The 12,729-nt window shown below is 42.2% G+C and carries 11 protein-coding genes; 5 read left to right on the top strand and 6 right to left on the bottom strand.

Going from position 1 to position 12,729, the window contains the following annotated elements; all coding sequences use genetic code 11:
• Positions 1-52: 52 nt before the first annotated feature.
• The 5 genes from NCWK1_RS06090 to thrS all read right to left on the bottom strand — a co-directional run bounded on the left by NCWK1_RS06090 (position 53) and on the right by thrS (position 3,778).
• Complete coding sequence (locus NCWK1_RS06090) at positions 53-391, bottom strand: type II toxin-antitoxin system PemK/MazF family toxin (protein ID WP_281259085.1); 339 nt, start codon at positions 389-391, stop codon at positions 53-55.
• Positions 391-627 carry a hypothetical protein gene (locus tag NCWK1_RS06095; protein WP_103124090.1) on the bottom strand — a complete coding sequence of 79 codons (237 nt, stop codon included), beginning with the start codon at positions 625-627 and terminating at the stop codon, positions 391-393. The genes NCWK1_RS06090 and NCWK1_RS06095 overlap by 1 nt, the downstream gene beginning before the upstream one ends.
• Before the next feature lie 96 nt (positions 628-723).
• Positions 724-1,191, bottom strand: coding sequence for a hypothetical protein (locus NCWK1_RS06100; RefSeq protein ID WP_103124091.1), 468 nt, complete (start codon positions 1,189-1,191; stop codon positions 724-726).
• Positions 1,192-1,410: 219 nt separating this feature from the next.
• Complete coding sequence (arfB, locus tag NCWK1_RS06105; RefSeq protein ID WP_103124092.1) at positions 1,411-1,824, bottom strand: alternative ribosome rescue aminoacyl-tRNA hydrolase ArfB; 414 nt, start codon at positions 1,822-1,824, stop codon at positions 1,411-1,413.
• Positions 1,825-1,936: 112 nt separating this feature from the next.
• A complete protein-coding gene (gene thrS / locus NCWK1_RS06110; RefSeq protein ID WP_103124140.1) occupies positions 1,937-3,778 on the bottom strand; it encodes a threonine--tRNA ligase in 1,842 nt (613 codons plus the stop codon).
• A 361-nt stretch (positions 3,779-4,139) separates the two neighbouring features.
• Here thrS and NCWK1_RS06115 point away from each other — a divergent pair, with 361 nt between their 5' ends.
• Positions 4,140-4,457 carry a DUF2605 domain-containing protein gene (locus tag NCWK1_RS06115; RefSeq protein ID WP_096581177.1) on the top strand — a complete coding sequence of 106 codons (318 nt, stop codon included), beginning with the start codon at positions 4,140-4,142 and terminating at the stop codon, positions 4,455-4,457.
• Between the two features lie 261 nt (positions 4,458-4,718).
• Positions 4,719-5,033 (top strand): DUF2973 domain-containing protein, encoded by a 315-nt coding sequence (locus NCWK1_RS06120; RefSeq protein WP_103124093.1) that lies wholly within the window; start codon positions 4,719-4,721, stop codon positions 5,031-5,033.
• 68 nt (positions 5,034-5,101) lie between these two features.
• Here the strand turns inward: NCWK1_RS06120 and NCWK1_RS06125 are convergent, their stop codons facing one another.
• Complete coding sequence (locus NCWK1_RS06125; RefSeq protein ID WP_096581181.1) at positions 5,102-7,393, bottom strand: amylo-alpha-1,6-glucosidase; 2,292 nt, start codon at positions 7,391-7,393, stop codon at positions 5,102-5,104.
• Positions 7,394-8,413: 1,020 nt separating this feature from the next.
• Here NCWK1_RS06125 and NCWK1_RS06130 point away from each other — a divergent pair.
• From NCWK1_RS06130 to trpE, 3 genes are all read left to right on the top strand, one after another.
• Positions 8,414-10,420: a DICT sensory domain-containing protein gene (locus NCWK1_RS06130; RefSeq protein ID WP_103124094.1), complete on the top strand. Its 2,007-nt coding sequence runs from the start codon at positions 8,414-8,416 to the stop codon at positions 10,418-10,420.
• 149 nt (positions 10,421-10,569) lie between these two features.
• The gene (locus NCWK1_RS06135; RefSeq protein WP_096581185.1) at positions 10,570-10,989 is read left to right on the top strand and encodes a photosystem I reaction center subunit II PsaD; all 420 of its coding nucleotides are present in this window, start codon (positions 10,570-10,572) and stop codon (positions 10,987-10,989) included.
• A 138-nt stretch (positions 10,990-11,127) separates the two neighbouring features.
• Positions 11,128-12,645 (top strand): anthranilate synthase component I, encoded by a 1,518-nt coding sequence (trpE, locus tag NCWK1_RS06140; protein ID WP_096581187.1) that lies wholly within the window; start codon positions 11,128-11,130, stop codon positions 12,643-12,645.
• The last annotated feature ends 84 nt before the right edge of the window (positions 12,646-12,729 follow it).

Below are 12,729 nucleotides of genomic sequence, written 5' to 3' on the forward strand. Positions count from 1 at the left end.
TTCATTTGCCAATCGCATTAAAAATTCAACTACAGTTTAATGGCTAGGGCTGCTAGAGGTATAAAATTGCTCTTAGTCCTTCGTCTACTTCCTCTTGCAAGTAGTCTGTTAATGCTCCAACTTGCTCAACCAAAAAGCTTTTATCAATAGTCAAGAGTTGAGATACATTAACAACAGAATCTCTGGGTAAGCCTGATGCTTCACGCGATAAAAATACATTTCCTGGGGCTGCTGCCAATTGAAGATTGGAGGTAATAACAGCAACTATGACTGTACTGATCCGGCTTTGATTAAATGTATCATCTTGAATTATCAAAACAGGACGACGATAACCAGGCTCAGAAGCAACAGGATCAGGTAGGTTCGCCCACCAAATTTCACCCCGATACATTACCAATCCTCTTGAGGCAGCGACATAAATTGCATCTGTGCCAACACTGAATCTAGTTCAGCAGATTCTTGAGAATAAACTTGGTTCAGCTTGTTCAGAATTTGATTCCGGTTGTGCTTTTGCAGATACGCTTGCAACGCTTTTGTATAAAGTTCACTGCGTGATAAGCCTAACTCTTTAGCCAGTGCTTCTGCTTCTGCAAAAACTGAATCGGGTAGTGAAATAGCAGTTTTCATAGGATTTTTGACAATAATCGCCTATATTTACGGTTATACCTTAGTTATACTTAGGTTGCAATATCTCTCAAGCAACTGAAACATCCCTCTGTTTAACTATTTTTCAAAAACTGCTTGTAAATGCGTTCTCAAATTTTCTATGTTTCCCCAGCGAGACATCAGGTTTGGACTAGTTAGTAATTTTGCTTTCGTATCAAACCAACCCCAATCTGCTTGCAGTGTTTTTCTATCAAACGGAATATTATTAAGATTGTTGAAATCAGCTACCCAATGAACCTTCACCCATCTAAAAATACTCCAGGTATCTGATTTGTCCCATTGGGGCTTATCTTCACTTCCTTCATTAACAAGTTCAACTATATGGGTTAAGTACCGCTCTTGAGCGAATGGGTTTTGGGACAGGATGATTAATGCGCCTTTCGGTAAGTGTAAGGCATGGTTTTCTACTCCTGTACCCTGTTTAAAGTTTAAGTGGTAGTAACCTCCAACCTTGTAGTAATCATATGCCCATTTTTTATCATCATTACTTATATTCTTGATGTATTCCAGACGAGAAAAATCCATTATTTTGTCTGCCAAAGATTTGCGATCGCTACTTTAGCCTTACTTAAGTAATATCGTCAATTTCTATACACTAAATTACCAATTATTCTTTCTCAGCGTTGCGGATTAATTTACCCAAGTGATCACATTAAAATGAAACCACAATTTAATGAATGATTTACCTAAAAACGCTGCAATCATCGGAATGCTAGATTGTAGCTTCTTTGGTAACATCAGATTTTAATCAATAATCTGCCTTCTCATGGATTTAATTTGTCCGTGCTTAGTTTTACTGTCAAGACGTTTTTTTTGAGAATTGCGAGTAGGTTTGGTTGGTTTGCGTATTTGGGGCAATACGACTGCACTTAGTATGAGTTGCTTGAGTCGTTGTAAAGCTTCTTCCCTGTTTTGCTCTTGGCTACGGTGTTCTTGCGCCTTGATGACAACAACTCCATCTTGAGTTATGCGTCGGTCGTTTAGTTTGAGAAGTTGCTGTTTATAGAAAGCGGGTAGTGATGAAGCTTCAATGTCAAAGCGTAAGTGGATAGCTGTAGCAACCTTGTTGACGTTTTGACCACCTGCTCCTTGAGAACGAATCGCGCTAATTTCGAGTTCGCTATCGGGGATGATGATTTTATTCTTAATTTGCAGCATAACTTATATATAGCTTACTGGGCGCGATCGCTATAGTTATAAATTGAGCGAATCACCTTTTAATGACTACAGTTTTGTTTCCAAGCCTGGGTGTTACCCAGGCTTGTAATTACTAGAAGTTATCGAAGTTAGCGATCGCATCTTTCAATTTCTGCACCACTTCATCTACAGAAATTGCACCTAACTCCCCAGAAGCGCGGGTACGAATGCTTAAAGAGTTGGTTTCAACTTCTTTTGCACCTACCACTGCCATTACTGGTATTTTATCTTTCTCGGCGTTGCGGATTAATTTACCCAAGCGATCGCCACTGGTGTCAACTTCGGCACGGATACCCAAAGTCAGCATTTTCGCTACTACAGCTTTCGCAAAATCTAGCTGTGCATCACTCACAGATAGCAAGCGAATCTGCACAGGTGCTAACCACAAGGGGAAATCACCTGCATACTCTTCAATTAATATGCCAATCAGCCGTTCTAAGGAACCGAAAGGTGCGCGGTGAATCATTACTGGACGTTTGCGCGAACCATCTTCAGCGACGTACTCTAAATCAAAGCGCTCTGGTAAGTTGTAGTCAACTTGCACTGTTCCCAGTTGCCATTCTCTTTCCAACGCATCTTGGAAGATAAAGTCAAGCTTCGGCCCGTAAAATGCCGCTTCGCCAATACCTTCAAAATGATCCATTCCTAGCTGTTCCACAGCGCGGCGAATCGCACCTTGAGCTTTTTCCCAAGCTTCATCGGAACCGATATATTTATCACTAGCTGGGTCGCGGAAACTGAGTCTAGCTTTGAAGTTCTTCAATTGCAGACTCTTGAATACCGATAAAATCAAATCCACTACATTGAGGAATTCTGCGTCTAACTGTTCTGGAGTGACAAACAAGTGGGAGTCATCCACAGTAAAGCCGCGCACTCTAGTTAAACCGCCTAATTCCCCTGACTGTTCGTAGCGGTAGACAGTACCGAATTCTGCCAAGCGCATCGGTAGTTCCCGATAAGAACGCAACTCGCTCTTATATATTTGGATGTGGAAGGGACAGTTCATCGGCTTCATAACAAAGCCTTGCTCAAGTGCAGCGGCGGCTTCATCTTCTGCCATCAAGGGAAACATATCTTCTTTATACTTTTGCCAGTGGCCAGAAGTTTTAAATAAATCAACTCTGGCAATGTGGGGAGTCACTACAGGTAAATAACCGCGTTTAAGTTGCTCCTGCTTCAGGAAGTCTTCTAAAACACTCCGCAATACAGTACCCTTGGGAGTCCACAAGGGTAAACCTGGCCCCACTTGGTCTGAAAAGATAAATAATCCGAGTTCTTTGCCGAGTTTGCGGTGGTCACGACGCAGTGCTTCTTCTTTGCGACGTTTATATTCAGCTAGTTGTTCGGGAGTTTCCCAAGCAGTACCGTAAATACGCTGTAACTGTGCTTTGGTTTCATCCCCACGCCAATAAGCACCCGCAACGCTTTCTAAATCAATGGCTTTGGGGTTCAAATCTTGAGTATTTTCCACATGAGGCCCGGCGCACAAATCCCACCATTGATCACCTAAGTGATAAATAGTAATGGGTTCTTTCAAATCTGCCAGAATTTCTAATTTATAAGGCTCGTTAATTTCCTTAATGCGGCGTTCGGCTTCTTCCCGGCTGACTTCTTCTCTAGTTACTGGCAATTTGCGATTGATAATCTTCGCCATCTCTTTTTGGATGGCTTTCAAGTCTTTGTCAGTAAATGGCTCTGGACTGTCGAAGTCGTAGTAAAATCCATTTTCTATCCAGGGGCCGATTGTAACTTGCGCCTTGGGAAACAGCTTCTGCACTGCCATTGCCATCACATGAGAAGTTGTGTGGCGAATCTTTTTTAAATTCTCTGATTCGCTAGTACGGGGTAGCTTAATTTTTTCTGGTTGTTCTGCTTGATGTATATCTTGATTAGGCGACATTGGCTGCTGAACCATTGGCGAAGTGATTGCAAAAAGTAATTTATTAGTTAAAGTGCCGAAAAACTTACCCAAATATAACATCTGGTCATCTTTCAGCTTGACAGACTTTTAGCTGCACTGGATGCACTCTAGCATTCTCTGAAGTCTGAAGTATGAAACTTGATCTTAGCTTGCAGATAGCATTTTCTTTTGTCTACAGTCTTTAGCCTTAACTTTTCAGGGTAAAGGTATTATGTCTTGATTGTTAAAATTTAAATTTTGTAACTACAACGACAGATTTATTTAACTTTTTTTCTAAAGACATAGCATACAATAATATTAAGTTTTGTAAAAAACGTTAATATTAATTAGAAAAATAGAAGTATCCTTCAGATCTATGCAAGACTCAAATTTACCAGGGACTGAGTTGCTAAAAACTGTATTAGAGCCTTTGTTACAAGACTTTCAATATTGGTTTACGCGATCGCGCAACCTTTTAGAAACTGAGCAACTCTCATTTATGAGTCACCAAGAACAATCTGACCTGCTGTTACGAGTCAAGCAAGCACAAGCAGAATTAAATACAGCAAAAATGCTATTTACTGCCACTAATCAACAAGTCGGAATTGATATGACAACTTTAATGCCTTGGCATCAATTGGTTACGGAATGCTGGAAGGTAGCAATGCGTTTCCACCAAGAAAAAGAAAATTAAAGTGTAGTGACTAATTGCCTCTAGCGATATATGACGAGATTCGCATAGATACTATATAATCCTTAATAAATTTTTTATTAACAAATAATGTATCCTATGCTACCGTAAATTGAATAGCCTTTGATAAATTTTTCCAATATTAATCAATAATAAACTCACCAAAAGTGCGTTAAACATTTACACCCGCTGAGATTCCTAGCATCAGCGAAGCTTTTCAGTATAAGGTTTTTAAACTTGCTGCTCCTGGAGGAAAACCATATTATGTTGCACCTACTCTACATTCTTGCTTTTACGATTCTTGCTTGTATCGCGGTTGCTAATTTAATTCGCAATCTAGTCATGTTTAGTTTTGACCGAGAACGAAATTATCCAGTCAGATCTTCTGCAATGGGGAATCAAGGTTATCTTTCTGCCAAAAAATCAGTTCCCCATCCAGAATTGTTAGATAGCGCTGGCAATATTATTAAAGAACCACTGTTAGTTATGCGCTCAATTAACGTTGAAGATGCTAGACAACAGCTAGATGCTATTTACGAAGCTTCTCCCGGACACAAGAGTGAAAATCACGAAAAATAGTAGATAAAGTATAAAGTCTCTAAGAAGAAAGATTTTATACTTCATCATTGATACTTGATTATTAAAGATTACGCTTCGATAACTACCCGGAGATTGCCACGTTTTTTAGCTACGCGGCAAGCCGTAGTATTACCAGAACGCTCAAATTCTAAATCTAGAATTGTCGTGCCAACGCGCAAATTGTGAAATGACAGCTGATTAATCGACTCTGGTAAAGCGGGGTCGATAATTCGTAAGCAGTTATTTTGTGCGTCTGGTACTAAATTGACGATCATTTGCAGTAGTTGGAATACGCTACCAGTAGCCCAAGCTTGGGGTGTACAAGCAACAGGATATTGTACAGGAGCATTGTCGCCATTGCGTTCGTAGCCGCAAAAAAGTTCTGGTGGACGTTGGTATGGCTGCTGACTCGTCATGTCGAAGATGCCTTGAAAAAGTTCCAAGGCTTGATCGATTAAACCAAGCGATCGCAAACCCATCGCAATCAAAGAGTTATCATGAGGCCACACCGAACCAATGTGATAACCCATCGGATTATACGCAGGCGATAAACTGCTTAAAGTCCGAATCCCCCAACCATTAAACATATCAGGTGCGCGTAACCTTTCGGCCACACTGTAAGCTTTTTCTGGGGTAAAGATGCCTAATTGTAAACAATGACCGGGGTTAGATGTAACACTATCGACCTGTTTACCTTCACCATCCAAAGCCAAAGCGCAGAAATCTTGGTCTTCTATCCAAAAGTCACGATTAAAACGCATCTTGAGATTTCTGGCTTCTTCTTGCCAACGGTCTGCTAAATCAAGCCGCTTCTTCATTCTGGCAATTTCAGCTAGGCGAATCTTAGCAGAATAAACGTAAGCTTGGACTTCACACAAGGCAATTGACCCATTAGCCAAATCTCCCTTACGATCAACAATACAATCACCTGAATCTTTCCAACCTTGATTCGTTAAACCACGTTTAGATTTACGATAGTAGCTAAGATAGCCAGTTGCTTGCAGATGAAAATCAATCCAGTCCATTGCAGCTATAGCATTTGGCCAAAGCTGTTCTAAGGTTTCGTGGTCATGAGTCCAAATGTAGTATTCTCCATACAGCATCAACCATAAAGGTGTCGCATCAACTGTACCGTAGTAAGGTGTATGGGGAATTTCTTGGCAACGAGCCATTTCCCCCAAACGTAATTCGTGGAGAATCTTGCCTGGTTCTTCTTCGCGCCATTCATCTTCAGTTTTACCTTGGTATGCTGCCAGTAGCAGCAAGGTTTCTTTAGCAATTTGCGAGTTTAATATTAATGTTTGGGAAGCCGTAATGATGGAATCTCGACCAAACAACGTTGAAAACCAAGGTACACCAGCAGAAACAGTCTTGTACTTGCCAAAGGACTGGCGTAATAAGTACATATCTTGTTCCGCGCGGTCAATAATGTGATTGAGGATACTTTTATCTGAACTAATGCGGGTAATTTGTTGCACCCAATTTTGTTCTTCCATCAATTCTGCGGCTTTGGCCTGTCCTAGGGTAAAAGCAGCACTGACAGTAGAACTAGAGGTATTGTTAGTTAATAAATTGATGCGGTAGCCGATTTTGAGAGTTTCATGAGTTGCTAACTCTAACTGCCATACGGCCGTGTAACCTTTAAAGTAATCTGGTAGGCGATGCTGGAATTGGATACGAGACTCCATCACTAAGCCATCCAGACCTTGATAGGCTAATGTTAAGAATTCGGCTTTGTGGGTCTCAGCATGAAGTGATACAGAACCACCACTATCACCATTCCAGGTGGTTCCATCTTCGGGTTTGGGTTCTACTAAACGGAGAAGTTTACCTCGATTATCTCGGCCATAACCGCGCACTTCAAACAAATCGACAAAATCTGCGTCAAAGCTAATACTGAGTTCAAAACTGACAGTAGTGGTGCTGTAGTTTGATATTTCGATTTCTTCAAATAGTGCGCCATTGAGGACAATTTCACGGCGAATACCGATGTTATCAGCTTTGAGGCGATCGTCAATTCTGGGGTTAGTACACAAAACAGAAAGAGAAAATCCTTTTTCCGCAGTGCTGCCCAGGAGTATAGGCGATCGCCCTTCAATTTGCAATTCCAAACGGTTGAGAAATCGCGTATCACAACAAAACAATCCCATACTTGGGTTGCCTTCATTGAGAGAACAGCCAGAAATGTTCCCTATCGTATCTGTAACTAGGAATAAATCATCATCTTTTACCGTCAGCGTTGGTTGTGGTCTTTCACTCACAACACGAGGCCACTCTGGCATAGGTAACTGTTCTGCTGGAATAAAAGTCTTTCCGTCTAATGAAATTTTTTCTTGGGTGATTAGCAAATCCGGTGTCATCAGCCAAAATTCCGTATACAGGGCTATGTTGTCGTAATTAGAGTAACTTTGATGAATTCAACAGCAGTAAAATCCAAGCAAAAAGATACTGCTCAGAAATGGAAAAAAGACGTTATGGAAAACTTATGAGACAAAATTTACATAACAAATCTTTATAAATTTATATTGTCTTGGGTGAAAGTCAAGGCTGATAATAAAGGATTTTTACTGATATTAAATCAACCCTGGTATATACTCTCGCTTTACTCGCTGTTTCTTCTATTTTGAAGACCAAGCTACACAATTGAAGAGGAATACAGAACTCAGAACTCAGGCAGAGCCAGTCCCGTGGGCAAACTTGAGCCAACGGCCGTACAGAATCAATATCTGGGGAAAAAGACACGCTACTGTTGAAACAAAACTAAATATGTAGATTTATTGGGCGTATTAACACAAAAGTCAATTTTGGATTTTGTAAGAGCGTAGACTTTGCCTTCCCGCAGGGTATGTCCGTTCGCCCATACCACTCCTGATTTCTGTTTTGATAAACTTTCAGTTAACGAAAGAGCAGATCTGACCGAGAATGTATATTGAGCGTAGTAGCTGAGGATTTAAATCATCCCAATGGGCAAAATGTAGATCAAGAAACAACATTTCAGTGAAGACCACAGCATCTTTAGTGTATGGCTATGCCACGTCCGTGCCTAACTACGCTAAGATGCCCACGGAATTGATAACCGTTATTGGTCTTGCCTTTATTCTAGACCGGGATATTTGTCAAGAAAACTACAGACACTCCTCCGACAGTTAGGCAGAGTAACTTGCCATCTGAAGAGTAAAAGCTGAAAAATACACAAAAAAAGTGTTTTGACTTTTAGCAACGTGGAGTGAAAACAAATTGCTGCGACTACCTTTTAACAGCGCTGTTTAGGATTCTTTACATAATGCAAGGTCTGGTCTAGTTTGAGAGTTCATTGTAATTTGTACAATGCAGCTGTGACGTGGATTTTTTCTGTGAAAGTGGCTCCTTAAACAATATTCATGAGCATTTCGACTTCCGTGCTGAGTGATCTGCTACAGTTCATTCCTTACCTACGGCCCCAGCTATATTTCAAAGCTTCACTAACCGCCCTCTCCCACGCGATGGAAGATCAAGTTTTGGCGGCAACTTTAGACAGGCCTTTGGTAATTGCCAGCTTTCAACGAGAGCGCTTTTATCGCCAAGAAGCTCATCGCTATCAAAGACTGGCGCAACGCAGTAATCAAATATACGTTTTATCTGCACCAGAAACGGACTTTGCCAATAGCTCAGAATACTATGAAAAAGTTGCCTTTGAACCGGATGATGCTTTAACTCAAGAGTGGCACTTAGTAGTGATTGCTGATAATTATGCTACTTGCTTGGTATGTCGAGAAAGCCTGGGTTCCATTGCCAAAAATCAACAAGTACCAGAGTTTAGTTCAGGTCTCGATATAGATACAGCACGCAGGTTTGAGGGAGTTTGGACATCGGAGAGAGGAGTCAGCATTAAAGCTGCACAATTGTTATTAGACAGGATTATAGTTTATCGACCAGATTTAGCAAAAAAAATTAAGGAGGCACGCCAACGATTTGGGATTGGGGAGCCAAGAACTTATTCGCAAATCGGACAACCCGAATTTGCTTGTGATATCGATACAGACCCATTTGTGCAGCGATTGGTAACTTATTTGCAAGCTAGTCAGTATAAATTGCACAAAGCTTATCGCTCAATTATTGCCCAAGCCCGCAAAGAACGTTTAATTAATTCTATTAGTACGGCTATTCGGCGATCGCTTGATCCCCATGAAGTATTGCAAATCGCTGCCCAAGAATTAGGGCAACACTTAGGGGCAAGTCGTTGTTTAATTTACCGCGCTCAAGCTACAGAAGCCCAAGCCACAATTGAACATGAATTTTTGACGGCTGACGTTTTATCTGTGTATGGGCAAACCTGGGATTTAGATAATAATCTGTTATTTCAGGAAGTTGTGCAGCAAGGTGAGGGCGTTTGTGTAGCTGACACCCTGAACGACTTGCGGATCAGTACTTCCACAGCCCTTTCCTTAATTGCCAAAAAATTTAGTATTCGTTCTTGGTTGATGGAACCAGTGTTATCTCAAGGACGACTGCTAGGGATCGTTGAATTACACTATTGCAGTGTACCACCCCATCAGTGGCAACCAGGGGAATTTGATTTGGTCAAAGCGATCGCCACGCAAATCGGAGCCGCCTTAATTCAAGCCGAAGCCTACGCCAACCTCGAAGAACTCAACCAACAACTAGAAGCCCTTGATCGTACCCGCAGTAACTTAATCGCTATTACCGGACATGAACTGCGTACCCCCTTATCTACCATTCAAGTATGCTTAGAAAGCCTCGCCAGCGAGCCGGATATGCCCTTGGAATTACAGCAGGTAATGTTAAATACAGCCCTGACCGATTCCGAACGGATGCGGAAACTAGTCCAGGATTTTCTTACTCTATCTAACTTAGAAAGCGGCCGTGTGGAATGGCACCCCGAATCACTCACTTTACAAGAGTGTGTGGATTTAGCACTCAGCCGCATTCGTACCCGCCCTACAATGGAAAATCCTCCCAAAATCAAGGCAGAAATTCCCGATAACCTGCCCTTAGTCAAAGCTGATGGTGATTGGCTAGTGGAAGTATTGGCAAAACTCATCGACAACGCCTGCAAATTTACGCCATCTGAGGGGGAAATTTCCCTTTATGCCATCCAAAACGACAATCAGATGCTGGAAGTCACTGTGGCGGATACAGGGCGTGGTATTGAGCCAAATCGTTTGGAAGTAGTATTTGACCGCTTTTATCAAGAAGAAGGGGCGTTACGGCGTACCACTGGCGGCACAGGTTTGGGTCTAGCTATTTGTCGGCAAATTGTCAATGGTTGGGGTGGTGAAATTTGGGCAGAGTCTAAAGGTAAAGACCAAGGTAGCCAGTTTCATTTCACTATTCCCATTGTTTTGGGTAGCCAGGAAGAGAAGCGGACAAAGATGAAGAGTAAATAGTCATTTGTCAATAGTCATTTGTCAATAGTTATGAAAAATAACAAATAACCAATGACGAATGACAAACAACTGTTACAGACTATGACGCGATCGCAATATGATCGTAATGGCGGTGTTACGATGCCCTAAAAACCTTGAGAGAATGCTCTATGGCAGAAACACTTTCTGGAAAAACCCCACTGTTCGCTGGTAGTACTGGCGGCTTGCTCACCAAAGCAAAAGAGGAAGAAAAGTACGCTATCACTTGGACTAGCCCCAAGGCACAGGTATTTGAATTACCTACAGGTGGCGCTGCTACTATGAACCAAGGCGAAAACTTGCTTTACTTGGCTCGTAAAGAATACGGCATTGCTTTGGGCGGTCAACTCCGCAAGTTCAAAATCACAGACTACAAAATCTACCGGATTTTGCCTAATGGAGAAACCACCTTCATTCACCCAGCAGATGGTGTCTTCCCTGAAAAAGTTAACCCAGGCCGTGAGAAAGTACGTCACGTACCCCGTCGCATTGGCCAAAACCCCAGCCCCTCAGCACTCAAGTTCAGCGGTAAACAAACCTACGATGCCTAGAACATAGGTAAATTCAGGGACTGGGTAAGAAAAAGTATAAAGTGTGAAGTGTAAAGCATGAAATTAATTTTATGCCTTAGCCTTGATGCGGAAATCTTTATCCTGCCCAGTCCCCAATCGTCCATTCCATAACAGTTTATGATTTTTCCCGATTTCTCTGATTTTTCTCAATTAGCTTCGCAAGGTAACTTTGTCCCGGTGTATCAAGAATGGGTAGCAGATTTAGATACACCAGTCTCTGCATGGTACAAAGTTTGTGCTGGACAGCCCTACAGCTTTTTGTTGGAATCGGTGGAAGGCGGTGAAAAAATCGGACGCTATAGTTTTGTCGGTTGCGATCCGTTGTGGGTGTTAGAAGCAAGAGGAGAAACAACAACCCAAACACACCGAGATGGTTCGCAAGTTGTGTTTGCTGGTGATCCGTTTACGGCTTTAGCCCAATGTCTTGAGCCTTATCAGCCCATCAAGTTACCCCAATTACCGCCAGGAATTGGAGGATTATTTGGGTTTTGGGGTTATGAATTGATTCGCTGGATTGAACCGCGTGTCCCCGTCCATCCCCAAGATGAGCGCAATATCCCCGATGGTTTATGGATGCAGGTAGACCAATTAATTATTTTTGACCAAGTAAAGCGGAAAATTTGGGCGATTGCATATTCTGATTTACGTGACCCGAACGTAGATTTACAAGCAGCGTATCAAACAGCCTGCGATCGCGTTACTAATTTGGTCAGTAAGTTGTCTCTACCAGTGTCGCCGCAAAAAACAATCCTGGAATGGACACCTCCCGGTAATCAAAAAGCAGAAAACACCGAATTAGAGTACACCAGCAACTTCACCCGCCCAGAATTCTGCGCCAGCGTCCAAAAGGCCAAAGACTACATCAAAGCAGGTGATATCTTCCAAGTTGTTATTTCCCAGCGACTCTCTACAGAATACACAGGCGACCCTTTTGCCCTTTACCGTTCGCTGCGGCAAATTAATCCTTCGCCTTACATGGCTTATTTCCACTTCCAAGATTGGCAAATTATTGGCTCCAGTCCCGAAGTTATGGTGAAAGCCGAACGTGACCCAGATGAGGGCATTATCGCCACAGTCCGCCCCATTGCAGGCACACGTCCACGAGGTAAAACCACCAAAACAGATGCGGCCTTTGCCGAAGATTTACTCCAAGACCCCAAGGAAATTGCCGAACACGTCATGCTAGTTGACTTAGGACGAAATGATTTGGGGCGAGTTTGTCAAAGCGGTAGTGTTCAAGTTGATGAATTGATGGTAGTTGAGCGCTACTCTCATGTGATGCACATCGTGAGTAATGTGGTAGGTAAATTAGCCCCAAATAAAACTGCTTGGGATTTACTCAAAGCTTGCTTCCCCGCAGGGACTGTTAGCGGCGCACCCAAAATTCGGGCAATGGAAATTATTAACGAATTAGAACCGAGTCGCCGCGGGGTTTATTCTGGCGTGTATGGCTATTACGATTTTGAGGGACAATTAAATAGTGCGATCGCAATTCGCACAATGGTATTACGAGACAACATTGTTAGTGTTCAAGCTGGTGCAGGTTTGGTAGCTGATTCTGAACCCGAAAAAGAATATGAAGAGACACTAAATAAAGCTAGAGGTCTATTAGTCGCCATTCGCTGTTTGCGTTAAAGAAATTTGACGGAAATATAAACAATCCTGAGAACTAACTAGTAGGGACGTAGGCTTGTACTCCACCGGGAGTACGGCTGTTTG

This window comes from Nostoc cycadae WK-1 (assembly GCF_002897135.1).
GTDB lineage: Bacteria > Cyanobacteriota > Cyanobacteriia > Cyanobacteriales > Nostocaceae > Nostoc_B.